This window comes from Streptomyces sp. NPDC059785 (assembly GCF_042732375.1).
In the GTDB taxonomy this organism is placed as follows: domain Bacteria; phylum Actinomycetota; class Actinomycetes; order Streptomycetales; family Streptomycetaceae; genus Streptomyces.
In genome coordinates this window covers 31,181-56,964 of record NZ_JBHWHV010000065.1, presented here as the reverse complement: position 1 = coordinate 56,964, position 25,784 = coordinate 31,181, and the positions used below count along the sequence as shown (strand labels likewise).

Annotated in this window: 23 protein-coding genes; 10 read left to right on the top strand and 13 right to left on the bottom strand. The window is 70.2% G+C overall.

The genetic code is table 11. The features are described 5' to 3' along the window. Positions 1 to 43: 43 nt before the first annotated feature. Complete coding sequence (locus ACFV6E_RS35375; RefSeq protein WP_385165399.1) at positions 44 to 862, bottom strand: phospholipid scramblase-related protein; 819 nt, start codon at positions 860 to 862, stop codon at positions 44 to 46. Positions 863 to 930: 68 nt separating this feature from the next. Then, positions 931 to 2,982 carry a phosphocholine-specific phospholipase C gene (locus ACFV6E_RS35370; protein ID WP_385467303.1) on the bottom strand — a complete coding sequence of 684 codons (2,052 nt, stop codon included), beginning with the start codon at positions 2,980 to 2,982 and terminating at the stop codon, positions 931 to 933. 221 nt (positions 2,983 to 3,203) lie between these two features. Between ACFV6E_RS35370 and ACFV6E_RS35365 the strand changes: the two genes are divergently transcribed. The 4 genes from ACFV6E_RS35365 (at position 3,204) to ACFV6E_RS35350 (ending at position 6,790) form a co-directional block, all read left to right on the top strand. Then, a complete protein-coding gene (locus ACFV6E_RS35365) occupies positions 3,204 to 4,487 on the top strand; it encodes an MFS transporter (RefSeq protein ID WP_385467300.1) in 1,284 nt (427 codons plus the stop codon). Positions 4,488 to 4,608: 121 nt separating this feature from the next. Further along, positions 4,609 to 5,673 (top strand): Rieske 2Fe-2S domain-containing protein, encoded by a 1,065-nt coding sequence (locus tag ACFV6E_RS35360; protein WP_385165405.1) that lies wholly within the window; start codon positions 4,609 to 4,611, stop codon positions 5,671 to 5,673. Continuing rightward, entirely contained in the window at positions 5,670 to 5,858 is a 189-nt protein-coding gene (locus tag ACFV6E_RS35355) for a hypothetical protein (RefSeq protein WP_385165407.1), read from the top strand. Before ACFV6E_RS35360 ends, ACFV6E_RS35355 begins: the two co-directional genes overlap by 4 nt. Further along, entirely contained in the window at positions 5,855 to 6,790 is a 936-nt protein-coding gene (locus tag ACFV6E_RS35350; protein WP_385165409.1) for a PDR/VanB family oxidoreductase, read from the top strand. Before ACFV6E_RS35355 ends, ACFV6E_RS35350 begins: the two co-directional genes overlap by 4 nt. On the opposite strand, the gene ACFV6E_RS35345 is transcribed toward ACFV6E_RS35350, so the two are convergent. Next, positions 6,741 to 7,556 (bottom strand): IclR family transcriptional regulator C-terminal domain-containing protein, encoded by an 816-nt coding sequence (locus tag ACFV6E_RS35345; RefSeq protein WP_385165412.1) that lies wholly within the window; start codon positions 7,554 to 7,556, stop codon positions 6,741 to 6,743. The genes ACFV6E_RS35350 and ACFV6E_RS35345 overlap by 50 nt on opposite strands. Before the next feature lie 180 nt (positions 7,557 to 7,736). Between ACFV6E_RS35345 and ACFV6E_RS35340 the strand changes: the two genes are divergently transcribed. From ACFV6E_RS35340 to ACFV6E_RS35325, 4 genes are read left to right on the top strand one after another with little or no spacing between them, the layout of a single operon-like run. Continuing rightward, on the top strand, positions 7,737 to 8,702 hold the full coding sequence (locus ACFV6E_RS35340; RefSeq protein ID WP_385165415.1) for an ABC transporter substrate-binding protein: 966 nt from the start codon (positions 7,737 to 7,739) through the stop codon (positions 8,700 to 8,702). Next, positions 8,699 to 9,472, top strand: coding sequence for an ABC transporter permease (locus ACFV6E_RS35335; RefSeq protein WP_385165417.1), 774 nt, complete (start codon positions 8,699 to 8,701; stop codon positions 9,470 to 9,472). Before ACFV6E_RS35340 ends, ACFV6E_RS35335 begins: the two co-directional genes overlap by 4 nt. Beyond that, on the top strand, positions 9,469 to 10,245 hold the full coding sequence (locus tag ACFV6E_RS35330; RefSeq protein WP_385165420.1) for an ABC transporter permease: 777 nt from the start codon (positions 9,469 to 9,471) through the stop codon (positions 10,243 to 10,245). Before ACFV6E_RS35335 ends, ACFV6E_RS35330 begins: the two co-directional genes overlap by 4 nt. 27 nt (positions 10,246 to 10,272) lie before the next feature. Further along, positions 10,273 to 11,091 carry an ABC transporter ATP-binding protein gene (locus ACFV6E_RS35325; protein ID WP_385467297.1) on the top strand — a complete coding sequence of 273 codons (819 nt, stop codon included), beginning with the start codon at positions 10,273 to 10,275 and terminating at the stop codon, positions 11,089 to 11,091. On the opposite strand, the gene ACFV6E_RS35320 is transcribed toward ACFV6E_RS35325, so the two are convergent. From ACFV6E_RS35320 to ACFV6E_RS35275, 10 genes are all read right to left on the bottom strand, one after another. Further along, positions 11,060 to 13,240: a discoidin domain-containing protein gene (locus tag ACFV6E_RS35320; protein WP_385467294.1), complete on the bottom strand. Its 2,181-nt coding sequence runs from the start codon at positions 13,238 to 13,240 to the stop codon at positions 11,060 to 11,062. The two genes, ACFV6E_RS35325 and ACFV6E_RS35320, sit on opposite strands and share 32 nt — an antisense overlap. 93 nt (positions 13,241 to 13,333) lie before the next feature. Beyond that, on the bottom strand, positions 13,334 to 14,941 hold the full coding sequence (locus tag ACFV6E_RS35315) for a glycoside hydrolase family 13 protein (protein WP_385467291.1): 1,608 nt from the start codon (positions 14,939 to 14,941) through the stop codon (positions 13,334 to 13,336). A 40-nt stretch (positions 14,942 to 14,981) separates the two neighbouring features. Next, on the bottom strand, positions 14,982 to 15,857 hold the full coding sequence (locus ACFV6E_RS35310) for a carbohydrate ABC transporter permease (protein WP_385165430.1): 876 nt from the start codon (positions 15,855 to 15,857) through the stop codon (positions 14,982 to 14,984). 6 nt (positions 15,858 to 15,863) lie between these two features. Beyond that, positions 15,864 to 16,829, bottom strand: a complete 966-nt coding sequence (locus ACFV6E_RS35305) for a carbohydrate ABC transporter permease (protein WP_385467288.1) — start codon at positions 16,827 to 16,829, stop codon at positions 15,864 to 15,866. A gap of 8 nt (positions 16,830 to 16,837) precedes the next feature. Further along, a complete protein-coding gene (locus ACFV6E_RS35300) occupies positions 16,838 to 18,190 on the bottom strand; it encodes an ABC transporter substrate-binding protein (RefSeq protein ID WP_385165435.1) in 1,353 nt (450 codons plus the stop codon). A 209-nt stretch (positions 18,191 to 18,399) separates the two neighbouring features. Continuing rightward, the gene (locus ACFV6E_RS35295; protein WP_385467286.1) at positions 18,400 to 19,398 is read right to left on the bottom strand and encodes a LacI family DNA-binding transcriptional regulator; all 999 of its coding nucleotides are present in this window, start codon (positions 19,396 to 19,398) and stop codon (positions 18,400 to 18,402) included. Between the two features lie 332 nt (positions 19,399 to 19,730). Beyond that, the gene (locus tag ACFV6E_RS35290; protein ID WP_385467284.1) at positions 19,731 to 20,546 is read right to left on the bottom strand and encodes an ABC transporter permease; all 816 of its coding nucleotides are present in this window, start codon (positions 20,544 to 20,546) and stop codon (positions 19,731 to 19,733) included. Between the two features lie 41 nt (positions 20,547 to 20,587). Then, entirely contained in the window at positions 20,588 to 21,487 is a 900-nt protein-coding gene (locus ACFV6E_RS35285) for an ABC transporter permease (protein WP_385467282.1), read from the bottom strand. Between the two features lie 10 nt (positions 21,488 to 21,497). Next, on the bottom strand, positions 21,498 to 22,694 hold the full coding sequence (locus tag ACFV6E_RS35280) for an ABC transporter substrate-binding protein (RefSeq protein WP_385165444.1): 1,197 nt from the start codon (positions 22,692 to 22,694) through the stop codon (positions 21,498 to 21,500). Positions 22,695 to 22,778: 84 nt separating this feature from the next. Next, positions 22,779 to 23,900 carry an ABC transporter ATP-binding protein gene (locus ACFV6E_RS35275; RefSeq protein WP_385467309.1) on the bottom strand — a complete coding sequence of 374 codons (1,122 nt, stop codon included), beginning with the start codon at positions 23,898 to 23,900 and terminating at the stop codon, positions 22,779 to 22,781. A 246-nt stretch (positions 23,901 to 24,146) separates the two neighbouring features. Between ACFV6E_RS35275 and ACFV6E_RS35270 the strand changes: the two genes are divergently transcribed. Together ACFV6E_RS35270 and ACFV6E_RS35265 are read left to right on the top strand one after the other, a co-directional pair. Then, positions 24,147 to 24,866, top strand: coding sequence for a FadR/GntR family transcriptional regulator (locus ACFV6E_RS35270; protein WP_385165514.1), 720 nt, complete (start codon positions 24,147 to 24,149; stop codon positions 24,864 to 24,866). A 119-nt stretch (positions 24,867 to 24,985) separates the two neighbouring features. Further along, positions 24,986 to 25,756, top strand: coding sequence for a cache domain-containing protein (locus tag ACFV6E_RS35265; protein WP_385467279.1), 771 nt, complete (start codon positions 24,986 to 24,988; stop codon positions 25,754 to 25,756). The last annotated feature ends 28 nt before the right edge of the window (positions 25,757 to 25,784 follow it).

Here is a 25,784-nt window from a genome sequence, read left to right as displayed (position 1 = left end):
GAACCGAGGGGTTCCGGCCGCCGCCGTCGATCGTCCTTGGGGCTCAGCCCAGCCCGCGGGAGTCCTGCTTGAGCGCCGTGTCGACCGTCAGGGCGGTCGCCACGACCAGGCTCAGCAGCGGCTCGGGGAGCTGGTAGTGGATCTGGAGGACGTAGTTGTCCGCCGTGGTGAACATGGTCTTCGCCAGACCTTCCCAGGTCTTGGTGATCCGGGCGACCTCGTTGTCCGCGTGGTCGACGATGGCGAAGTTCCAGGCCCGCCAGTTCTCCGCCTTGATCGCGCCGACCTGCTGGCCGTTCACGTTCATCGCGAAGTTGATCTTGCCGATCATGTTCTGCTGCACGATCTCGCCGACCGGCTGGCCGTCGGGACGCTCCACGACCACCCGCGACTTGAAGATCTTCGCGGGGCGCGTCAGCAGAAGCTGCGGCTGCCCGTAGGCGTCGCGGATCTCCAGCTTGTGGGTCATGAACTGGTCGAGGCTGGAGACGAACCGCAGAACCTTCTTGAAGAAGTTCTGGCCGACCTGGACGACCGAGCCGAGCTGGTTGCCGTTCTGATCCATGACCTTGTACTCATTGGTCACCTCGATCAGTTTGGCCTTCTGGTTCACCACCAGGACCGGCTCGGTGAACAGGGAGCCGCCGCCGGCGGCACCGCCCGTGACCCCGGCCTGCTGCTGCACCTGACGCTGCACACGCGCGTCGGGCGCGGCGGCGGGCTGCTGCGGTACTTGCTGAGGTGCGCCCTGCGGGCCGTTGGTGTGCTCTGTCCACTGGGTGCCGTCCCAGTAGCGCTGCGTCTGGGCCGCACCGTGCGGGTCCGGGTACCAGCCAGCAGGAGTGTTCGATTGCGTGGTCACCGGGGCACACTACCTTGAGCCCGCCTGAATGTAATCAGTCGCACGTGAATCACGGGTTTCAACCCGTCTCAGCCGGTCACGATCGCCGGGTCGCTGACGCCCGCCCGGCCGTTCTCGACATGTCCGGCGAACCGGCGCAGGAACGTGTCGTCCGCGTCGGACTCCACCCGCAGGTCGTACCAGCGCTTGGCGGACCGCAGCGCCACCGTGTGCCGGACGGTCGCGCCGGGCCGCACCCGGAACGACTTCGGCTGTCCGCCGTAGCCGCTGGTGAGCTTCAGACCCACCGTGCGGGCGCCGTGGTTGGTGAAGGTGAGCTGCACGTCGTCGCCGGTGTGCCGGGCGGTGACCTCGGGCCCGGCCGTGGCGTTCGGGCCGCGGAAGGTGCGCAGGAACCCGTTCGGCCCGTGCACGGTGAGGTCGTAACTTCCGTTCGAATACGTGGAGTTCCAGGTGTCCGACACGGTCCTGCCCGCCTCGGTGGTGTACGTCCAGGGGCCGTCGGTGCGGTTGCCGGAGGTGACGAGGAAGGCGGCACCGGCCTTGGCGCCTGAGGCGAACGTCAGCGTGAAGGTGCCGGACTTGGTGTCGGCGGCGCCGTCCACCAGGGGCGCGTACTTGAGCGGGCGCGCCGGGCGCGTACCGCGCTCCTGCACGGGCAGCTCGGGGTCGGCGGGCGGGGTCGGCACGTAGTCGGGGTGACGCTCGTTGTCGGCCGGTTCGTAGCCGTCGGTGTCCGGCAGCGAGACGGGGCCCGCGTTGCGGTGGGAGAAGTCGAACGCCGAGGTGAGGTCGCCGCAGACGGCCCGCCGCCAGGGCGAGATGTTCGGCTCGTGCACGCCGAAGCGGCGCTCCATGAAGCGGATGATCGAGGTGTGGTCGAACGTCTCGGAGCAGACGTAGCCGCCCCGGCTCCAGGGCGAGACCACGATCATGGGCACCCGCTGGCCGAGCCCGTAGGCGCCCGCGGCGTGGCTCGCGTCGCCCTTGAAGACGTCCGGGCCGACGTCGACGGTGGACTTGCCGCGCGCGGCGGAGTCCGGCGGGAACGGCGGCACCAGGTGGTCGAAGAACCCGTCGTTCTCGTCGTAGGTGATGAACAGGGCCGTCTTCGCCCACACCTCCGGGTCGGCGGTGAGCGCGTTCAGGACCTGGGATATGTACCAGGCGCCGTAGTTCGCGGGCCAGTTGGGGTGCTCGGTGAAGGCCTCGGGAGCGGCGATCCAGGAGATCTTCGGCAGCTTGCCGCCCACGACGTCGGCCTTGAGCTGATCGAAGAGGCCGTCACCGGCGGCCGCGTTCGTGCCGGTGCGGGCCTTGTCGTAGAGCGGGTCGCCGGGCTCGGCACTGCGGTACTGGTTGAAGTACAGCAGCGAGTTGTCGCCGTAGTTGCCGCGGTAGGCGTCGTTGATCCAGCCCCAGCCGCCCTCGGCGTCCAGGCCGTCGCCGATGTCCTGGTAGATCTTCCAGGAGACGCCGGCCTTCTCCAGGCGCTCGGGGTACGTGGTCCAGCTGTACCCCTTCTCGTCGTTGCCGAGGACCGGGCCGCCGCCGACCCCGTCGTTGCCCGTGTACCCCGACCACAGGTAGTAGCGGTTGGGGTCGGTGGAGCCGATGAACGAGCAGTGGTAGGCGTCGCAGATGGTGAAGGAGTCGGCGAGCGCGTAGTGGAACGGTATGTCCTCGCGGGTGAGGTAGGCCATCGTCGTCGCCGACTTCGCGGGCACCCACTTGTCGTACTTGCCGTTGTTGAAGGCGGTGTGCCCGTCGCTCCAGCCGTGCGGGAGGTCCTGGATGAACGCCAGGCCCAGGTCGTCGGCCTCGGGGCGGAAGGGCAGCACGTCCTTGGTGCCGTCCGACTGGTACCAGACCGGCTTGTCGCCCGAGGTCGTGGCCGGGACGGGGTCGCCGAAGCCGCGGACGCCCCGCAGCGAGCCGAAGTAGTGGTCGAACGAACGGTTCTCCTGCATCAGGACGACGATGTGCTCGATGTCGTCGATGGTGCCGCTGCGGTGGCCCGCCGGGATCGAGGCGGCCCGGGCGATGCTGTCGGACAGCGCGGTCGCGGCCGCGGTGCCGCCCGCGAGTTGCAGGAAACGCCGCCGGTTCACTTGGGGCATGACTGGGTGACCTCTGTCCTGACGGGGCCGACGGGGCGGCCGGATGGTGCGGAGACATGCGCGCAAGGAGTGTTCCAAGAGCACCGAACGACAGGGAAGGGTCCCGTGGCATCCATGTGAAACCCGGCGGTACGCGAGGCCAACGGGGCGGGCACCACCGCGGCCGGCCACCAGGTGAGACGGGGGTGTGCGGCCTCCCGGACCAGGGCAGATTCGCGATCATGGCCAAGACCGAGAGCGCCCTCACCCCCACCCGGCGCCCCGTGCGCCAGCTCCTCGCCGCCTCCGTGGGCAACGCCGTGGAGTGGTACGACTGGTACGCGTACACCTTCCTCGCCACCTACATCGCCGGCGAGATCTTCCCCAAGGGGTCCGGCAGCTCCCTGGTGCCGCTGCTTTCCACCTTCGCCGTCTTCGCGGTGGGCTTCTTCATGCGGCCGGTCGGCGGACTGCTGATGGGCACGATCGCCGACCGGCACGGCCGCCGCACCGCGCTGACCGCGACCATCCTGCTGATGGGCGGCAGCAGCCTGCTGGTCGGCCTCACCCCCACCTACGCCGCCGTCGGCGTGCTCGCCCCCGTCGTCCTGGTCCTCGCCCGGCTGCTCCAAGGGCTCTCCGTCGGCGGCGAGTTCGCGGCCTCCACCACTTTCCTCGTCGAGTCGGCCCGGCCCGGCAGACGCGGCCTGTTCTCCAGCTTCCAGTACGTCTCCACCACCGCCGGACAGCTGATCGCGTCCGGGATCGCCGCGCTGCTCGTCGCCACCCTCACCGACGGGCAGATGAACGGCTGGGGCTGGCGGGTGCCGTTCGTGCTCGGCGCCGTGTTCAGTCTCGTCGGCCTGTGGATCCGGCGGGGCGCCCAGGAGACCCGCAGCGCCGAGCAGCGGCGCGGGCCGCGCCCGGGTCTGCTCGACGCGCTGCGCGACCACCCGCGCGAGTCCCTCCTCATCTGCGGCATCACCGCGGGCGGCACCCTCGCCTACTACACCTGGACCTCGTACCTGCCGACGTACGCGGAACTGCACGGCGGCATCGAGAAGTCGGACGCACTCCTGGCGGGCACCCTCTCCCTGGCCTTCTTCGGACTCCTCCAGCCGCTCGGCGGCCTGCTCTCCGACCGCCTCGGACGCCGCCCCCCGCTCCTCTTCTTCGGCCTCGGCTTCGCCCTGCTGAGCGTGGAGCTGCTGCACGCCCTCGACGACTCCTTCGCCGTACTGCTCCTCGTCCAGTGCGCCGGCATGGTCCTGCTGACCGGCTTCACCTCGATCTCCGCCGCGGTCAACGCGGAGGTCTTCCCGCCCCGGGTCCGCGCGGCGGGCATCGGCTTCCCGTACTCCCTCACGGTCGCCCTCTTCGGCGGCACGGCCCCGTACGTGGGCACCCTCTTCGAGGACCTGGGCCACTCCCTCCTGTTCCCCTGCTACGTGGCCCTCCTCTGCCTGATCTCCTCGACCGTCTACCTCCGTCTGCCGGAAACCGCCCACGGGGAGCTGCGGCGCTGACCCGAGAGCCTTCCGTCTGGCGGAAGCCGCCTTGCCGGGCCGGTGCGGGCGTCACGACCCTGGGTCCAGCCACGGCACGCGGGGCACCGTCGTCCCGCCGAACGGGACGGGAGCCGCAACGATGCCGCACATGACCGCCTTCGCCAGGAACCAGTGGTACGTCGCCGCCTATACGCACGAGGTCGGGCGTGAGCTGCTCGGGCGGACGGTGCTGGGCGAGCCGCTCGTGCTCTACCGCACCGAGGAGGACGGTACGGCCGTGGCACTGGCCGACCGGTGTGTGCACCGCCGCTTCCCTCTCTCCGAGTCCCGGCTCGACGGCGACCGGATCGTGTGCGGGTACCACGGCTTCACGTACGACACCACGGGCACCTGCGTGTACGTGCCGGGGCAGAAACGGATTCCGCGGACGGCACGCGTCGCCGCGTACCCCGTGGCAGAGCAGGACTCACTGGTCTGGGTCTGGATCGGGGACCCCGCGCTCGCCGACCCGCTGACCATTCCGCGGGCCACGCACCTGGCCGACCCGGAGTGGGTCACCGTGCGCGGCATGGAGCCCATCGACGCCGACTACGGCCTCCTCGTCGACAACCTCCTCGACCTCTCCCACGAGACCTATCTGCACGGCGGCTACATCGGTACGCCCGAGGTCGCCGAGACGCCGATCACCACCGAGGTCGACGAGGGCGCCGGCATCGTACGGGTCAGCCGGCACATGGACGACGCCGCGTGCCCGCCGTTCTACGCCCGCTCCACCGGCATCGAGGGCCGGATCACCCGCTGGCAGGACATCGAGTACCACGCCCCGTGCCTGTATCTGCTGCACAGCAGGATCGCCCCGACCGGGGTGCTGCCCGAGGCGGACGGCAGCGATCCGCACGCGTTCCACGTGGAGATCACGTACGCGATCACACCGTCCGGCGACGGGCACGTGTACGACTTCTGGGCGGTCTCCCGCGACTTCGCCCGCGAGGACGGTGAAGTCACCGAGTTCCTGCGGGAGTTCAACCACACCGTCGTGATGCAGGACGTCGACGCGCTCAACCTGCTCCAGCGGGCGCTCGGCACCGAGCGGACCGGATACCAGGAGCTGAGCATCAACATCGACACCGGCGGTCTCGCGGCCCGCCGCATCCTGTCCCGGCTGGCCGAGGAGGGCGACAAGCCCGTGGAGCGGGTTCAGTGAGCACGCCACGCCCCTCCCTGGGCGGCGAGATCTACCGCGTCGACTGGCTGCCGGGCACCGATCTGCTGCACGGCACCTGCCACTGCGGCGCCGAGCACACCGACCAGGACCCGGTGCTGATGTGGGAGTGGATGCTCGCCCATCCCCAGGGCCACACCTCCACCTCACCAGGACTGGGATCATGACCGCGTACGAAACCGAGTTGATCGTGGCCGAGCGCGAGTTCGTCAGCGACGGAGTGCTCGCCCTGGTCCTCCGGCATCCGCTCGGCGACGAGTTGCCCGGCTGGGAGCCCGGCGCCCACATCGACGTGCTGCTCGGGCCCGGTGTCGAGCGGCAGTACTCGCTGTGCGGCGATCCGGCGGACCGGAGCGGCTGGCGGATCGCGGTGCTGCGCGAGCCGGCCGGACGCGGGGGCTCCGCCCGGGTGCACGACCGGGTGGGCACGGGCGACACGCTCCGCGTGCGCGGGCCGCGCAACCACTTCCCGCTGGCCGCCGCCCCGCGCTACCGCTTCGTCGCGGGCGGCATCGGCATCACCCCGATCCTGCCGATGATCACCGCGGCGGAGGGTGCGGGCGCCGACTGGACCCTGCTGTACGGCGGGCGCACCCGGGCCTCCATGGCGTTCACCGGGGAGCTGAGCCGCTACGGGGACCGGGTGACGTTCGCCCCGCAGGACGAGACCGGGCTGCTCGACCTCGGCTCCGTCCTCACCGGCCTGCCCGACGACACGCTGGTCTACTGCTGCGGTCCCGAGCCGCTGCTGAGCGCGGTGGAGGAGCGGTGCCCGGCCGGGCGGCTGCGTCTGGAGCGCTTCCGGCCCCGGGAAGCGGAGGAGCGGCAGGACGGCGCCTTCGACGCCGTACTGGCCCGCAGCGGGCGCACGGTGACCGTCCCGGCCGGTGTCTCCGTCCTCGACGCGGTGCGGGCCGCGGGCACCGAGGTGCTGTACTCCTGCACCGAGGGCACGTGCGGGACCTGCGAGACGGACGTCCTGGAGGGTGTGCCGGACCACCGTGACTCGGTGCTGACCGACGCGGAGCGGGCGGCCGGCGAGACGATGCTCATCTGCGTGTCCCGGTGCCGGGGGAAGCGGCTCGTGCTCGACCTGTGACGTGCAGGTCCGCCTCCAGGCGGGCCACCGTCGCCAGCAGATGGGGCAGCAGGTCGCGGCGGACGGACTCCACGGAGACGCGGCTCGCGGGCACCGGGATGTTCACGGCCGCCACCACCTCGCCCTCCCGGTCGCGCACCGGGGCCGCGACCGAGCGCAGCCCCTCCTCCAGTTCCTGGTCGACGATCGCGTACCCCTGGCGCCTGATCCGCCGCAGCTCGGCCTTGAACAGGTCGGGCGAGACCAGCGTGCGCGAGGTCAGCGGGCGCAGCTCGGTGCGGGCCACCCGGGCGTCGATCTCGGCGTCCGGCAGATGCGCGAGGATCACCCGGCCCACGGAGGTGACGTGCGCCGGGAAGCGGGTGCCGACGGTGATGGCCGCGGTCATGATGCGGCGGGTCGGGACCCGTGCCAGGTACACGACGTCGTCGCCGTCGAGGACGCACAGCGAGGACGACTCCCCCACCTGCGCGGCCAGTTGCTCGAGGAACGGCTCGGCCAGCTCGGGCAGCGTGAGGCCCGACAGATAGGCGTATCCGAGCTCCAGGATGCGCGGGGTGAGCCGGAACATGCGGCCGTCGGTGTGCACGTACCCCAGGTCGGCGAGGGTGAGCAGGAAGCGGCGGGCCGCCGCCCGGGTCAGGTCGCAGGCTCGGGCCACCTCGCTGAGGGTGAGTTCCGGATGGTCGGCGTCGAACGCGCGGATCACGGCGAGGCCGCGCTCGAAGGACCGGACGAAATGCGATTCGCGGGCAGCAGCAGGCATCGTCGCCTCCCTGGGGACGCACAGTGGTGCGCAGGGCGCACGCTATGAGCACGCTTTGGCAACTGTCAACGACCGTGCGCAGCAAGGGCATTGACCCATAACCGGCCACGCTCTACGTTCGCGCCGAGCACATGTGTGCTGTCTGCGCACAACCTGTCCGCACCGTGATCAGGGGGGACCATGCGTCGTCTGCTCATCGGTCTAGCGACCGTCACTGTCCTGGTCGCCGCGTCGGCCTGTGGTTCGTCGGACTCCTCCGACGGGTCCGGCGAGGCGTCCGGCGGCACCACCACCGTCAAGCTCGGGCTCATCCCCATCGTCGACGTCGCACCGGTCTACCTGGGGCAGAAGAAGGGCTTCTACAGCAAACGCGGTCTGAAGCTGTCGATCACCAACGCGCAGGGCGGCGCGGCGATCGTGCCGGGGGTCACCAGCGGCCAGTTCCAGTTCGGACTGTCCAACATGACCTCGCTGTTCATCGCCCAGTCCCACAACGTGCCGGTGAAGGCCGTGGTGAACGCCGTCGCCTCGACGGGCGAGGAGGGCAAGGACTTCGGCGCCCTCGTGGTCGGCAAGGGCAGCTCCGTCAAGTCGCCGAAGGAGCTGGAGGGCAAGAAGGTCGCCGTCAACACGCTGAAGAACATCATCGAGACCTCGGTCCGCCAGTCGGTGCGCAAGGACGGCGGCGATCCGGACAAGGTGAACTTCGTCGAACTGGCCTTCGACCAGATGCCCGCGGCCCTCGACAGCGGGCAGATCGACGCGGCCATGCCGGTGGAACCGGCGCTCGCCGCCATCAAGGCGCAGGGCGGCACCGAGATCGCCTCGTCGTTCGTCGACGTCGCGCCGGACCTCACCGTGTCGATGTACTTCGCCTCGACGCAGTACGCGCAGAAGAACCCGGACGTGGTGAAGAAGTTCCAGGAGGCCACGGCCGAGTCCCTGGCGTACGCGAGCGCGCACCCGGACGAGGCCCGCGAGATCGTCACCACGTACACCAAGATCCCGGCGGCGACCCTGGAGAAGGTGACCCTGCCGAAGTGGCCGGCCGAGCCGGACCGCGCCTCGATCGAGCAGCTCGCGAAGCTGAGCGAAGAGGACGGCCTGATCGAGTCCGCGCCCGACCTGGACAAGCTGCTTCCGTGAACGTACGTCACGCCGTGCTGGGCGCGTCCGGGTTCGCGGGTTTCCTCGTGCTCGCGGAGGCGGTGCCGCGGCTCGGTCTGGTCGATGAGAAGTACTTCCCGCCGGCCGACCGCATCGCCGGGGCGCTCGGCGGCGAGATCGCCGACGGGGCGTTCTGGACGGCGCTCGGCGACACCCTGACCGGCTGGGCGCTGGGCCTGGCGATCGCGGTGTCGGCGGGCGTCGTCATCGGGGTGGTCGTCTCGGTGGTGCCGTACCTGCGGGAGGCGACGGCCTCGACGGTCGAGTTCCTGCGCCCGATCCCGTCGGTCGCGCTGATCCCGCTCGCCGTGCTGCTGTACGGCACGGAACTCAGGTCGGTACTGCTGCTCGTGGTGTACGCCTCGTTCTGGCAGGTGCTGATCCAGGTGCTGTACGGGGTGCGGGACGTCGACCCGGTCGCGGAGGAGACGGCCCGCTCCTACGGTCTGGGCACCTGGGCGCGGGTGCGGCACGTGCTGTGGCCGACCGCGCTGCCGTACGTCATGACCGGGGTCCGGCTGGCCGCGGCCGTCGCACTGATCCTGGCCGTGACCGCGGAGCTGGTGATCGGGGCGCCGGGGCTCGGCGCGCGAATCGCGGTGGCGCAGACCTCGCAGGCGGTGCCGGAGATGTACGCGCTCGTCGTGGTCACCGGGCTGCTCGGGCTGCTGATCAACGTGGGGGCCCGGACGGTGGAGCGGCGGGCGCTGGCCTGGCACCACTCGGTGCGCGGGGAGGTGGCGGTGTGAAGCGTCTCCTGCTGCGGCTGCTGCTGCTCGTCGCGCTGCCGGTGCTGCTCGTCACCGGCTGGTGGTTCGCGTCGTCGGGCAGCACCGATGTGTACTGGCCGCCGCTGCGCACCATCCTGCGGACCTTCCCGGACGTGTGGACGGGCGAGCGGCTGCGGGAGGACGTGCTGCCGAGCGTGCTCAGGCTGGCGGCCGGTTACGCGAGCGCCGCGCTGATCGGCGTCGCGCTCGGCACGGTCATCGGCCTGCACCGCACGGTGCGGGCGGTGTGCGAACCGGTCCTGGAGTTCCTGCGGGCGGTGCCGCCGCCGGTGCTGGTGCCGGTCATCATGCTGTTCGCGGGCATCGGCGACACGATGAAGATCGCCGTGATCGCGAGCGGCTGCGTCTGGCCGATCCTGCTGAACACCGTCGAGGGCGTGCGCGCGGTCGACCCGGTGATGGCGGAGACGGCCCGCTCGTACGGGGTGACGGGCGCCGCCCGGCTGCGGCACCTGGTGCTGCGCTCGGCGAGCCCGCAGATCTTCGCGGGGCTGCGGCAGGCCCTGTCGATCGGGATCATCCTCATGGTGATCAGCGAGATGTTCGCGGCCAGCAACGGGATCGGATTCACCATCGTCCAGTTCCAGCGCGGCTTCGCGATCCCCGACATGTGGACCGGGATCCTCGTCCTGGGGCTGCTCGGCTTCCTGCTGTCGGCCGTCTTCCAGCTGGTCGAGCGGCGGGTCCTCGGCTGGTACCACGGTCTGCGCGCATCCTCCCGGCGGTCTTGAGTGAACTCGCGAAAGGGCACCTCATCGATGCACGCGCTCCTGGACGTCCGCGGCCTGCGCAAGGTCTACGAAGGGTCCGGCCGCCGGGTGGAGGCGGTCCGCGACCTGACCTTCACCGTGGACACCGGCGAACTGGTCTGTCTCGTCGGGCCCTCGGGCTGCGGCAAGACGACCCTGCTGAAGTGCGTCGGGGGGCTGCTCGCGCCGACCGGCGGCGAGGTCCTGCTCGGCGGCGACCGGGTCGCCGGGCCGCCCCCGGGGATGGCGTTCGTCTTCCAGGAGTACGGGCGCAGCCTGTTCCCGTGGATGCGGGTCGGCGAGAACGTCGAACTGCCGCTGAAACAGAAGCGGCTGAGCACCGCGCGGCGCCGGGAGCTGGTCGCCGACTCGCTGGCCTCGGTGGGCCTCGCGGACGCCGCGGGCGCGTACCCGTGGCAGCTGTCCGGCGGAATGCAGCAGCGGGTGGCCATCGCCCGCGCGCTCGCGTACGAGCCGGAGGTGCTGCTGATGGACGAGCCGTTCGCGGCGGTGGACGCCCAGACCCGCGCCGATCTGGAGGACCTGGTGCGCCGGCTGTGGCGGGAGCGCGGGATGACCATCCTGTTCGTCACCCACGACATCGACGAGGCCGTCTACCTCGGCGAGCGCGTCCTCGTCCTGTCGGCCTCCCCCACGGTCGTGCAGGAGCAGCTCGAGGTCGACCTCCCGTCCGACCGCGACCAGCTCCACACCCGCGTCGCCCCGCGCTTCGCCGAACTGCGCACCCATGTGTACGAGCAGATCCAGGCGGCGAAGCGCGGGACGGGTGGGCCCGTCAAGGAGTCGGATACGCCTCCACCTCGCTGAACTGGGCGGCGGGCCAGCCGGTGTTGGCGGTGACGTTGAGCCGCAGGTGGCGCAGGCTGGTGCCGCTGGGCAGGGCCACGGTGACGGTGTTCCCGGTGGCCGGGTCGAAGCGGTAGTCCTTCGAGGCCACGACGGTGGAGTAGGAGGAGCCGTCCGTGCTGCCCTGCACGGAGAGGGTCTGAGTGCGGGCTCCCCAGGCGGTGGCCGGGGGCAGCTTCAGTACGAGGCGGCGTACCGCCTGGGTGGAGCCGAGGTCGACCGTCAGCGCCTGCGGGAACGCGTTGTTCGCGGACTCCCAGTACGAGTTGGCGTCACCGTCGACGGCCTTGCCCGGGGTGTAGACGTCCTGGGAGCCGGTGGCGGTGGCGGGGCGGCCCTGGGCGAGGTTGCGGCCGGGGTCGGGGTCCGGGTTGCCCGCGCCGGGCTGCGGCCAGCTGGAGCAGTCCGACCAGGTGCTGTCCCAGCCGGAGTTGCCGCCGCCGTCGGTGAGCGCGAAGGTGCCGGAACCGGTCGGGTAGGGGCAGTTGTAGACGCCGGCCGAGCCGACGCCGCCGGCCTTGACGTTGCTGAACTTCGCGGCGCCCTGGGCCTCGGCCTGCACGACGACCGTACCGGCCTTGTCGACGGTGGCACCGTTCACGGTGACGTTCTTGACCGCGTAGCCGCGGCCGCCGCCGGAGACGAACTCGAAGGCGCTGTACGGGCTGTCCGTGAACGTGTTGTCGGTCAGGTTGACCGTCGCCTCGATGGCGCTGTCGTAGGAGTCGACGCGCAGCGCGCCCATCGGATGGTTCCAGTTGGGGTTCATGGCGCCGGTGCGCACGAGGGTGTTGCCGGAGACGGTGATGGTCCCGGCGAGCGGCGAGAACGGGTCGAGGAACTTCTGGTTGGAGATGGCGATGCCGCTGCCGAGCGCGTTGGTGTCGGCAACCAGGTTGTTCTTGACCGAGATGTCGGTGCCGCCGTAGATCGCGATGCCGTTGGCGAGGTTCGGCTGGGTGATGGTGTTGTTCTCGAAACTGCTGTTGGTGTCGGCCGCGTAGAGCGACCACATGGCGAGGGCGTCGTCGCCGTTGTTGCGCAGGAAGTTGCCCCGGACCCTGACGCCGCGGGCGTTGCCGTTGAGGTTGAGGCCGTCGGCGGTGGTGTCGAGGATCCGGTTGTTCTCCACCACGAGGTTGTCGTTGTTCCCGGTCAGCCAGAGCCCGACCTTGAGGTGCTGGATCCACATCCCGGAGACCGAACTGTTCGGCCCGAGCGAGCCGTTGACGAAATTGTCCGGGTTGGAGTCGACCCGTTCGGTGACCTCGCCGATGACGGCGAAGTCCTTGAGGTGGACGCCGCCGGACGAACTGCTCTGGTCGATGAAGCGGGAGCCGCGCACGACGGAGTACCAGCTGCCCGCACCCTGAAGAGTCACGTTCTGCACGCCGCTGAGGGAGGACGTGATCCGGTACTCCCCCGCCGGTATCCACACGGTGCCGCCCTGGGCCGCGGAGACGGCGTCGCGGAACGCCTGCGTGGAGTCGCCCTGGCCGCTGGGGTCGGCGCCCTTGTCGGTGACGGACACGGAACCGGCGGGCTTGGCGGCGGCACCGGTCACCTGCTCGAAGTCGGCTACGTCGACGGTGACTTGAGTGCCGGTGGCCTGGACGGCGACCTTGTCACCGGCCTGCACGTTCTGCCCGAGCAACAGCCGGGCGTTGTCGAAGAAGTGATGCGTCCTGGCCCCGGCGATCCAGGACGTGTCGACGTAGGAGTACTTGGAGGTGACGGTCAGGGTCCTGGCGAGCTTGGTGCCGTTGACGTACACGTCGAGAGTGCCCGACTGTCCGTCAGGGACGCTGTAGGCGACGTTCACCGCGTTGGCGGCGCGGGGCACGGTGAACTCGACGCGCTGCCCCGAGGTGAGCCGGACGGCCTGACGCCCGGACGCCTCGGAGGCGAGCGTGCCCTGCGTGTAGTCGGGCCCGACCTTCGTGCCCGTGGTGGTGGCGGACTCCGCCTCGACGGAGGTGAAGGGCAGTTCGGCACCGGCCGCCGCGGCGGCGGCCCGCGCCGTACCGGCCGTGGTGCCGAGCAGCCCGGCGGCGAGGGTGACGGCCGCGGCGGTCGCGGCGACGGGCAGGTGTCTTGCGGTTCTGGACATTGCTGGTCCCTTTCGCGTGGGGTCGAGTGGGAGTGCCGGGACAGCGGAGCGGAGCCGGCGACCGGGCCGCGGCCGGAGTCCGTACAGGGACTCTCAGGCGCGCAGCCAGGCCGCCGTGTCCTGGGGAAGGCGGCCCTCCGCGTCGAGCGGGCCGCTGGTGAGCAGTACGGAGGTGTGCGCGGGGAGCTCGGCCGGGGTGCCGGAGAGGTTGACCACGCACCGCAGTCCGTCGGTGCGGTCGAAGGCGAGGACACCCTCGGGCGCGGGCAGCCAGGTCAGCGGCCCGTCGCCGAACCCGGCCGCGGAGCGCCGAAGGCGCAGGGCGGCCCGGTAGAGGCTGAGCATCGAGGCGGGGTCCTCCCCCTGCCGGTCGGCGGCGTACGCGGCCCAGCCGGCGGGCTGCGGCAGCCACGGCTCACCGCCGAACCCGGCGTACGGGGCCCCCGCCTCCCAGGGCAGCGGTACCCGGCAGCCGTCGCGCCCCGGATCGGTCCCGCCGGACCGGAAGTGCATCGGATCCTGAATGCTCTCGCGCGGAATGTCCGCCTCGGGCAGCCCCAGCTCCTCTCCCTGATAGACGTAGACGGCGCCGGGCAGGGCCAGGGAGAGCAGGGCCGCCGAGCGGGCGCGGCGGGTGCCGAGCTCGAGGTCGGTCGGGGTGCCGAACTCCTTGGCGGTGAAGTCGAACCCGGTGTCGGCGCGGCCGTAGCGGGTGACCGTGCGGGTCACGTCGTGGTTGCACAGCACCCAGGTGGCGGGGGCGCCGACCGGGGCGTGCTCGGCGAGGGTCTCGTCGATCGAGGTGCGCAGCCGTTCCGCGTCCCAGGGGCAGGCCAGGAAGGAGAAGTTGAAGGCGGTGTGCAGTTCGTCGGGGCGCAGATAGCGGGCGAAGCGCTCGCTGTCGGGCAGCCAGACCTCGCCGACGAAGATCGCGTCGTATTCGTCGGCGACCGCGCGCCAGGCGCGGTAGATGTCGTGCAGTTCATCGCGGTCGACGAACGGGCTGGGGCCGCGGCCCTCGGTGAAGTCCGGCAGCGCGGGGTCCTTGGCGAGCAGCGCGGCGGAATCGATCCGCACCCCGGCCACCCCCCGCTCGAACCAGAACCGCAGGACGTCCTCGTGCTCCTGCCGCACGGCCGGGTGCGCCCAGTTGAGGTCGGGCTGTTCGGGGGTGAACAGGTGCAGGTACCACTCGCCGTCGGGCAGCCGGGTCCAGACGGGTTCGGTGGAGCCGGCGAACTGCGAGGGCCAGTCGTTGGGCGGCAGCTCCCCGTTCTCGCCGCGCCCCGCCCTGAAGTGGAACAGCTCCCGCTCCGGACTGCCGGGCCCGGCCGCCACCGCGGCCCGGAACCACGGGTGCTGGTCGGACACATGGTTGGGCACGATGTCGACGATGGTCCTGATGCCCAGCTCGCGCGCCTCGGCGATCAGCTTCTCGGCCTCGGCGAGGGTGCCGAAGGCCGGGTCGATGACGCGGTAGTCGGCGACGTCGTAACCGCCGTCGGCCAGCGGCGACAGATACCAGGGGGTGAACCAGAGGGCGTCCACGCCGAGTTCGGCGAGGTACGGGAGCCGGGCGCGGACGCCCGCGAGGTCGCCGGTGCCGTCGCCGTCGCCGTCCGCGAAGCTGCGCACGTACACCTGGTAGATGGCGGCGGAGCGCCACCAGTCGTCGTGCGTGCGGGCAGAGGGCTGTCCCACGGTGCCTACCTTTCAGAAGAAGTACGGGAAGAGGTCGACGTCAGCCCTTGGTGCTGCCCGCGCCGATGCCGGCGATGATGTGCCGCTGGAACACCAGGAACATGACGACCATGGGGATGCTGGCGATCACCATGGAGCCGAGGAGCACGGTCAGCGGAATGTTCTGCGAAAGCTGGACGAGGGCCACGCTGATCGGCTGTTGGTCGGTGTCGGAGAAGACCATCAAAGGCCAGAGGAAGTCCTGCCAGACGGCGACGAGCGCGAAGATCGACACGACGCCGAGAACGGGCCGGGACATGGGCAGCACGATCGACCAGAGGGTGCGCAGCTTCCCGGAACCGTCGATCTCGGCGGCCTCCAGGACGTCACGCGGAATCCGGTCGAAGAACCGCTTGAGCAAGTACAGATTGAAGGCATTGGCGACAGCGGGCAGCCAGATACCCAGCGGGTCGTTGAGCAGACTGGTGTGGATGAGCGGCAGATCGGCGACGGTCAGGTACTTCGGTACGACCAGGGCCTGCACCGGGACCATCAGGGTGGCCAGGATGCCGCCGAGGATCACCTTGCCGAAGGCCGGCTTCAGCTTGGACAGGGCGTACGCGGCGGCGGTGCAGAACACGAGCTGGAGCAGCCAGGCGCCGGACGCCTGTACCACCGTGTTCCACAGATGGGTGGGCAGGTCCATCTGCTCCCAGGCATCGCGGTAACCATTGAAGCCCCACCGCTCGGGCACGAACGTAGGAGGCGTCCGTGCCACCTCGTCCGGCGACTTCATGGCACCGGTGACCATCCAGTAGACGGGAAAGAGAAAGGCGAGGACGAAAAGCAGCACCACGCCGGTGAAGACGGCCCAGTACACGGCCTTGCCGCGGGGGCGGGCCAGCGTGAGCGGGGAAACGAGAGTACGCGTGCTCATGGGCCCTCAGTCCTCGCCTTCGGAACGGGTAAGCCGCAGATAGACCGCCGAAAAGGCGCTGAGCAGCACCAACAACATGACACTGAGGGCGCAGGCGCCGCCGAAGTCGTTGTAGAGGAAGGCGTACTTGTAGATGAGGTAGAGGACGGTGACGGTGGAGTTCTCCGGACCGCCGCCGGTGATGACGAACGGCTCGGTGAAGATCTGCATGGTGGCGATGATCTGAAGCAGCATGAGCATCAGAACGATGAACCGTGTCTGCGGAATCGTCACATGCCGGATCCGCTGGAGCAGATTGGCACCGTCGAGTTCGGCGGCCTCGTACAGCTCGCCCGGTATCCCCTGGAGGGCGGCCAGGTAGATCAGGACGGTGCCGCCCATGTTGGCCCAAGTGGCAACAATCACCAGGGAGATGAGCGCGGTGTCGGCGCCGTTGGACCAGTTGGAGGTGGGCAGGTGCGCGAAGCGCAGTGCCTCGTTGGCGAGTCCGGCCCCCGGATCGTAGAACCACTTCCACAGCAGGGCACTGACCACAGGCGGAATCATCACCGGCAGATACACAACGACACGGAAGAACGCCCGAGCGTGCCGGAGCTCGTTCAGCACCAGCGCCATGACGAAAGGCACGGCGAACCCGATGAGCAGGGCGAGGGCGGTGAAGGTGAACGTGTTGCGCCAGGCGGCTCCGAATTCCGGGTCGTCGAAGACGCGGGTGAAGTTGTCGGTGCCCACCCACTCCGGGTCGGATCCGGGCGTGTACTTCTGGAAGGCGATCACGACCGCGCCGATCGCCGGATACCAGGAGAACAGCGCGAAACAGAGCAGGCCACCGGCGAGGAAGGCGTAGGCGCGGCCCTGCTCGGCGAGCCGCCGCCGCCAGGGGCTGCCGGACCGGCGCCCGGCCGGCGGCACCGCCTCCGGCGGCCCGACGACCACCGGAGGGGGTGTCACCGTGTCTGCTGCGGTCTTCATGGGCGGTGTCAGCCCCTGGCCAGAATGGAGTCGATCTTGCCGGAGGCGTCCTTCAGCAGCTGGTCGATGTCGGCGTCCTTCTTGGTGAGGACGGCGGAGACGGCGCCGTCGAGGACGGAGTAGATCTGCTGGGCCTGCGGCGGCTCGATCTTCATCTCAAGGCTCTGGTTGCCGTCCAGGAAGGGCTGGTAGTTCTCCACCGGCACATTGGCGTTGGCCTTCTTGACCTGCTGGTCCTTCTCGTCGGCGGCGCCGGTGAACAGGCGCGGCTCGGGCAGGCCCACGGGCGCGTCGTTCTTCTTTGCGCGGGCGTAGTCACCGAGGAACCCGTCCCCGGGCGTCAGGAACATGAAGTCGAGCCACTTGAGCCCGGCCCGGATCTGCTCCGGAGTGGCCTTCTTGCTGAACATATAGCCGTCGCCCCCGATGAGCGTCCCCTCGCCGCCGGGCATAGGAGCCAGCGCCAGATCCTTGTAAGTGCCGCCCTTCTCCTTCACGAGGATCGGAATGTTGTCGGGCGCGGCGAGATACATGCCGAGCTTGCCCGACCCCATCATCTGCTGGGCGTCGTTGATGATGAGCAGCTGCTTGCTGCCCATGGAGTCGTCGGCCCAGCGCATGTCCTTGAGGTTCTGGAGCACGGCCTTGCCCTCGGGGGTGTCGACGGTGGCCTTCTTGCCGTCGGCGCTGACGACATCGCCGCCCTGCGAGTACATCTCGGCGGTGAAGTGCCAGCCGCCCTGGTTCTGGGCGCTGTAGTCGGCGTATCCGACGGTGCCACCACCGAGCGCGGCGATCTTCTTGGCATCGGCGCGCACCTCGTCCCAGGTGGCCGGGGGCTTGTCGGGATCGAGCCCGGCCTTCTCGAAGAGCGCCTTGTTGTAGATGAGCCCCATGGAATAACCGGTGCGCGGAATCCCGTAGACCTTGCCGTCGACCGTGTAGATGTCCCGCAGCTGCTTCTGGATGGTGTCGTAGCTCTTGAGTTCCTTGAGGTACGGCGTGAGGTCGGCGGCCTGGTTGATGTCCACGACGTGCCGGGCGTCGGTGAAGTACGTGTAGAACACGTCCTCCATCTGGCCGCCGGCGAGCTTGGCGTCGAAGGTCTTGGGGTCCTGGCAGGGGAACGCGTCGTGCGGCACGACGTCGATGCCCGGGTTCTGCTTCTCGAAGGCGGCGACGTCCTCCTCGAAGAAGCCGCGGTCGACCTTGGCGCTCTTGGGCGGCATGCAGTTGACGGTGATGCGGGTCTTGCCCCCCGCGGCTTCGTCGTCGTCGGAACCGCAGGCACTCACGGCGGAGAGCGTGAGGGCCGAGGCCACGAGCGCGGTACAGGTGCGACGGAACCCGGTGCTTCTCATCGGTGGACCCCTTTTGGGCAGGCACATGGAAGGCCCACGGCGGCACACCGGGCGGTGTGCGGCCGTGCTGGCGCCGCACACTCAAGCACCGGGAGACGCACGACCGCAAGATGTCGCGCGTAATCTGTAATTATTCGACAGCCAGCTGGATCTTAGTGGCGACCGACTCACTCACCTCTTCGGCGAACCTCAACCCGCCCCTACCCCCCTCAGTTGCGCGGCGCCTGCGCGGTCGACCCCCGAACGACCAGCTCCGGCTCGAAGAGCAGCTCCTCCGCCGGCACGGGGTTGCCGCCGATCTGGACGTTCAGCAGCTCGACGGCGGCCCGGCCCATGGCCTCGATGGGCTGCCGGACCGTGGTGAGCGGGGGCTCGGTGCAGTTCATGAACGCGGAGTCGTCGTAACCGACCACCGATACGTCGGCGGGCACCCCGAGCCCCCTGCGGCGCGCGGCACGGACGGCGCCCAGGGCGAGCGGGTCGCTGGCGCAGATGATGCCGGTGACCCCGCGGTCCAGCAGCCTGGCCGTGGCCGCCTGCCCGTCCTCCAGGGAGAACATGGCGCGGGCCACGCGCTCCTCGGGCAACTCGGCGCCGAAGGCACGGGCCGCGGCGAGCTTGCGCTTCGACGGCACGTGATCGGCGGGCCCGAGCACCAGCCCGATCCGCTCGTGACCGAGCGAGGACAGATGGCGCCAGGCCCGCTCCATCGCCACGGCGTCGTCGCAGGAGACACCGGGGAAACCCAGATCCTCGATGGAGGCGTTGACCAGGACCACCGGGATCTTGCGGTCGGCGAGCCGCCGGTAGTGGTCGTGCTCCGCGTCCGCCTGGGCGTACAGCCCGCCGGCGAAGACCACGCCGGAGACCTGCTGCTGCAACAGCAGGTCCACGTAGTCCGCCTCGGAGACACCGCCCTTGGTCTGCGTGCACAGCACCGGGGTCAGACCGAGCTGGGCGAGCGCACCGCCGATCACCTCGCCGAACGCCGGGAAGATCGGGTTCCGCAGCTCGGGCAGCACGAGGCCCACCAGCCGGGCACGCTCACCGCGCAGCTGCGTGGGACGCTCGTAGCCGAGGACGTCGAGGGCGGAGAGCACCGCCTGCCGGGTGGCCTCGGAGACCCCGGGCTTACCGTTGAGCACCCGGCTGACCGTGGCCTCGCTGACCCCGACCTTCTTGGCCACCTGAGCAAGTCGTCGCGTCATGCCCGCAAGAATAGCGCAAGATATGCAAGCAGTTTGCGTAAACAGCGACCCACGAAATCCACCCGCCCCTCCGCCCCCGGCCCCCGGCTCCCGGCTCCCGGCTCCCGCAGCCGCCATCGCACGGAAGGGGCCGTGCCGGTACATCACATGCCCGTCGAGGGCGTGGTCGTACCGATACGGGAGCCCAGTAAGCGAGCTGGGCGACCACGCAATCGACGGGCGGATGTACCGGCGCGGCCCCGACCCCCACGGCCGGACGGCGCACGCGCCCACCCCCGCCGGCCGGACGGCGCACGGTCACCCCCGCCGGCCGGACAGGCACTCCGCACGCGTCACACCCGGCTCCCCCCAGCGGTATCGGCGGACAACCGTTGTGCCACGTAAATCGGCAGCACGGAGAGCAGAACAAGGACGGCCGCCACGACGTTCACGACGGGCGCCTGCCGCGGCCGGGTCATGTTCTCGAAGATCCAGATCGGCAGCGTCCGCACCCCGGGCCCCGCCGTGAACGTGGTCACCACGATCTCGTCGAAGGACAGCGCGAAGGCGAGCAGCCCGCCCGCGAACAGCGCCGAGCGGACCAGCGGGAAGGTGACGTCGGCGAAGGCCCGGAAGGTGTCCGCGCCGAGATCCATCGCGGCCTCCTCGTACGACCCGGACGTCCGCCGCAGCCGCGCGACCACGTTGTTGAAGACGACGACGATGCAGAACGTGGCGTGGCCGACGACCACGGTGAACATGCCGAGCCCGACGCCGAGCGGCTCCAGCACCGTACCGAACGCCGAGTTGAGCGCGATGCCCGTGACGATGCCCGGCAGGGCGATCGGCAGCACGACCACGAACGAGATCGTGTCCCGGCCGAAGAACCGGTGCCGGGCCACGGCGAACGCGATCAGCGTGCCGAGGACCAGGGCGACGGCCGTGGCACCGAGCCCCGCCTTGACCGACACCCACAGCGCCGCGCGGGCGCCCTCGTTCTCCCACGCGACCGACCACCAGTGCACGGTCAGCCCGGGCGGCGGCCAGCTCGCGCTGCGGTCCGGGTTGAGCGAGTTGACCAGGACGAGCGCGAGCGGGAGGTAGATGACGGCGAAGCCGAGCGCGGCGGCGGCGCGCAGCGCGATCCGCGCGGGACGGGTGAGTTGCACGGTGCCTCCTCGGGGCCGGCGTCGGTGCACCGGTTGTGACGTCAAAGGCTGCTGAGCGCGCCCGTACGCCGCACGGCCAGCAGGTACACGACGATGACCGCGACGGGAACGGTGCCGAGCGCCGCGGCCATGGGCAGGTTCAGCTCGATGTTCGAGTACACGACATTGCCGATGAGCTGGGTCTTGCCGCCGACGATCTGCACGGTGATGTAGTCGCCGAGGCTCAGCGAGAACGTGAACACCGAGCCCGCCGCGACGGACGGCAGCACCATCGGCAGCACGACCGAGCGGAAGGTCCGCCCGGCCCGCGCGCCGAGGTCGGCCGACGCGTCGAGCAGGCTGTCGGGCAACTGCTCCAGCGCCGTGTGGATCGGCAGGATCATGTAAGGCAGCCAGAGGTATGTCAGCGCGACGACCGTCGCGGTCAGCCCGTAACCCGGTCCCGCCGCGCCGAACGGGGCCAGCATCCAGTCGGCGAGCCCCCCTTCGGAGAGGATCAGCCGCCACGCGTACACCTTGACGAGATAGCTGGCCCACAGCGGGGTGAGGATCGCGACGACGAGCAGCGGGCGCCACTTCGGCCTCGCGATGCGCGCGGTCCAGAAGGCGAGCGGGAAGGCGATCACGGCGCACAGCACGGTGACGGCGAGGGCCACGCCGACGCTGCGCAGGATCACCTGCCGGAAGACGGGCGTCGTGAACAGCTCGCGGAAGTTGTCCGTCGACCAGACCTGCACCACCTCGGAGGTGAAGGAGTTCGTCGTCCAGAACGCGGAGACGAAGAGGACGGCCAGCGAGCCGAGGTAGAGCACGGCCAGCCACAGCAGCGGGGCGGTCAGCAGCAGGGTCAGGCGCAGGCGGGGGCGCCGGTGCAGGGTTCCGGCCAGCCGCCGGACGGGGGTGCGTCCGGCGGTGGGCCGTGGGGGGACTCGCGTGGTCATGGGCGTGCGGTCACCCCTTGATCTCGGTCCACGCCTGCACCCACTTCGCGTACGGCACGCACTTCACGTCCTCGCGGCCGTCGAGGCACTGCTCGATGGGCGTGTTCCAGAACGCGACGCGCTTCCAGTAGCTCTCGTCGTCCGCGTGATAGGTGTCGCAGAAGGTCGCCTCGCTGGTCTCCTGGCACGCCTTCGCGTTGGCGGGCGCCTCCCCGAAGTACTCGGCCACCTGCGCGTTGACCTTCGGCGAGATGATCCAGTCGAGCCACTTGTAGGCGCAGTTCGGATGCTTGGCCTTCGTCGCGAGCATCCAGGTGTCGGACCAGCCGGTGGCGCCCTCGTCGGGCAGGAACGCCTTGACGGGCGCGCCCTCGGCCTCGGCGAGGTTGGCGATGACCTGCCAGGTGGTGCCGACCACGGAGTCACCGCTCTTGAACGCGGAGACCTCCTTGAGGTAGTCGCCCCAGTACTCGCCGATGTTCGCGTTCTGCTTCTTCAGCAGATCGACCGCCGCGTCGAACTGCTTCTGGTCCAGCGCGTAGGGATCCTCGATCTTCAGCCCGGGCTTCGTCTCCTTCAGGTACAGCGCCGCGTCCGCGATGTAGATCGGGGAGTCGTACGCCGTGACCTTGCCCTGGTGGGCGCCCGCGTCGTCGAAGACCGCGGACCAGGAAGTGGGGGCGGGCGTGACCTGCTTGGTGTTGTACATGAGGAGGTTGGCGCCGCGGCCGTGCGGGATGCCGTACGACTGGCCGTCGACGGAGTTCCAGGGCTGCTTCTTCAGGCCGCTGAAGACGTCCTTGTAGTTCGGTACGAGGTCCGTGTTGACGGGCGCGGCGTCGCCGGAGGCGATCAGGCGCAGGGAGGCGTCGCCGGACGCGGAGACGGCGTCGTACTGGCCGGTCTTCATCAGCTTGACCATCTCGTCGGAGCTGGCCGCGACCTTCGAGTTGACCTGACAGCCCGTCTGCTTCTCGAAGTCGCTGACCCAGTCCACCTTCGGGTCGTTCGAGCCGTCCTCCACGTAACCGGCCCAGGCGATGAGGTTGACCTGCCCCTCGGCCTTGCCCTGCTTCGACTGCTGTTCGAGGTCGGGCGGGGTGAAGCCGGTGGCCGAGGAGCCGCCCGAGTCGGAGGATCCGCAGGCGGTGGCCGTCATCAGGGCCGTGACCGCGGCGGCGGCCAGGAGGGTTCGGTTGAGGCGCACGACGTTCTCCCTACGTGAGGGGCGTGAGGGGTCTGGATCGGGTCTGGATCGGGTCTGGCGTGAGCGCGCAGGGGTCAGCGGGGGTCAGCCCGTTTCCGGTACGCGGAAGGCGTGGCGGCGGTGCCACTGGAGGGTGACCGGGGCGCCGCGCAGTGCGGCGATGTCTTCGGAGGACGTCTCCAGGTTCTGCTGGAGTGCGGTGAGGCGGCCGCCTGCGTCCAGGTCGACCAGGAAGCGGGTGGTGTCGCCCAGGTAGACGGCTTCCGCGACGGTGCCGGCTGCTGTCATGTGCTGTTGCTGGTCAGGCTCGGTTCTGGTCTCGGTCGTGGGTCCGGTTCCGGTCGTGGTTCGGGCTTCGGTCGTGGTTCGGGTTTCGGTCGTGGTTCGGGTTTCGGGCTTCTGGAGCAGGATCCGGATCTTCTCCGGCCTGATGCTGTACGTCCCCGCAGCACCGACGACGCGACGCGCCGCCTCCCCCGCCAGCAGGTTGGACGTACCGACGAAGCCCGCGACGAACGGGGTGGCCGGGCGTTCGTAGATCTCCGCCGGGGTGCCGACCTGTTCGATGCGGCCCTGGTTGAAGACGGCGATGCGGTCGCTCATCGTCAGGGCCTCCTCCTGGTCGTGCGTGACGAACACGAAGGTGATGCCGACCTCCCGCTGGATCGCCTTGAGTTCGACCTGCATCTGCTCCCGCAGCTTGAGGTCGAGCGCGCCCAGCGGTTCGTCGAGCAGCAGGACCCCGGGGCGGCCGACGAGCGCGCGGGCGAGGGCCACGCGCTGGCGCTGGCCGCCGGAGAGCCGGTCGGGGCGCCGCTTGCCGAACCCTTCGAGGCGTACGTCGGCCAGCGCCTTGCGGGCCCGTACCAGCCGCTCCGCCTTCGCCACCTTGCGGACCTTGAGGCCGTACGCCACGTTCTGCTCCACCGTCATGTGCGGGAACAGCGCGTAGTCCTGGAAGACGGTGTGCACGTCCCGCTCGAAGGGGGCGAGACCCGTCACCTCCTGTCCGGCCAGCTCGATCCGGCCCTCGGTGGGAGTCTCGAAACCGGCGATCAGCCGCAGGACGGTGGTCTTGCCCGAGCCGGACGGGCCGAGCATCGAGAAGAACTCCCCGTCGCGTACGTCGAGATCGACGCCGGCCACGGCGGTCGTCTCGCCGAACGACTTCCGCAGGTCCCGCAGCCTGATCGCGGTTGCCTCCATGACCATGGTCCGGAACCTTTCTGGTGCATGAACTCGCTGACCGCGCCCGGGAGATGGGGACGGCCGGGCGCAGATCGAAAAGATATGAAGTTATAGTTCAAAGCTCAAGGCCCCCTTAAGGTAAAGCTTGAGTCAACGCACAAGGTGGTGCCGGTGGAACAGCAGCGCAGGGACGGCAGGAGCGGTGGCGCCCGGGGCGGCCTCGCCCGGGACGGCGTTGTCCGGGGGGACCTCGCCCGGAGCGGTCTGGGTGCCCGCGGTGCCGTCTTCACCCCGGTGGCCAACGTCGCCCGGGTCGAGACGGTCGTGCGCAGGATCGGCGACGCCATAGAGCTCGGGCTGCTCGCGGAGGGCGAGCAACTGCCCGGTGAGAGCGAGCTGGCGGGCCGCCTCGGGGTGTCCACCGTGACCCTGCGCGAGGCGCTCATGGCGTTGCGGCAGCAGGGGCTCGTCACCACCCGCAGGGGGCGCGGCGGCGGCAGCTTCGTCTCCGTCCCGGACGTGCCGGGCGAGGAGCGGCTGCGGGCACGGCTGGCCGGCTGGAGCACCGAGGAGCTGCGGGACCTCGGCGACCACTGGGCCGCGGTGTCCGGCGCCGCCGCCCGGCTGGCCGCCCAGCGCACCGAGCCCGACGATCTCCAGCAGTTGCGGCGCACCCTGGACGAGCTGGCGGAGGCCGAGGACGCGGCCGGGCGCAGCCGGGTCTACGGCCGCTTCTACGTGGAGCTGGCCGCCGCCGCGCAGTCCGCCCGGCTCACCCGCGAGCAGATCGCCCTCCAGACGGAAGTGGGCGCTCTGTTGTGTCTCGTGCTCGGGGACGACGAATATCGTGAAGAAGTCGCCCAGCGACACCGCTCCGTAATCTCGGCGGTGCAGGATGGGGCGCACGAGAGGGCCAGGGAGCTGGCCGAGCAGTGCGTGCAGCAGTCGACGGCGCGGCTTGTCGCTCGCCGTCTTGCCCTGTAGGGACACGTCCGGCCTGCCCACCGGCCCGGCCGGAGCGTCGGCCCGGCAGCGGCGCCGTATTCGGTTCCCGTCGTGCTGGAGGCCAGTCCTTGCGCCAGAATCCCGGCTCCGTCGGCACCGTGACCGCGACATCCGAGGCGCCCGAGGCCGTCGTCGCCGCGCGGGTCCGGTCCGCGATCGAGGCCGTGTTCGGCGCGGTCGCCGAGACGGCCGCCGATACGGCCGCGCTGCTGGAGCGGGTGGCGGTGCGGGGGCGTGTTCCGGTGACCGCGGATCTGGCGGGGCTGCGGCCCGGGCTCCATCTGCGGCTCACTCGGCAGGAGTTGGTGTCCGGACTCGGGTTCGTCGCGGCTCCGGGGCTGCTCGGGGACGTACCGGCCTGGCTGGAGTGGTGGCAGACGGACGCCGGGGGTGATCTGCGGCCGCTGCTGCTCGATCTGGATCCGGCGCATTCCGCCTACTCCGACTACACGCACTGGGACTGGTTCGCGCTGCCGCGCGACAGTGGGCAGCGGGCGGTGGCCGGGCCCTATGTGGACTACCTCTGCTCCGACGAGTACAGCCTGACGTTGTCGGCTCCGGTGCGGGTGGCGGGGCGGTTCGTGGGGGTCGCCGCCGCCGATGTGTATCTGCGGCACTTCGAAGGGGCCGTGCTGCCGTTGCTGCAACGGCTGCCGGGGGCGGCGCATCTGGTGAACGCGCGTGGGCGGGTCGCGGCGTCCGCCGATCCGGGGCATCTGGCCGGGTCGCTGACCAAGGGGCCGGACTTCGGGGGGCTGCTGGCCGGGGCGCGGACCGTGGATCGTGGGGGGATGCGGTTCTGTCCTTGCGACGGGGTGCCGTTGGTGCTGGTCATGCGGGTGCCGGGCGTCCGTGGGTGCGCCGGCTGACGGTTGTCCGTGGTACGCCGGGGACCGT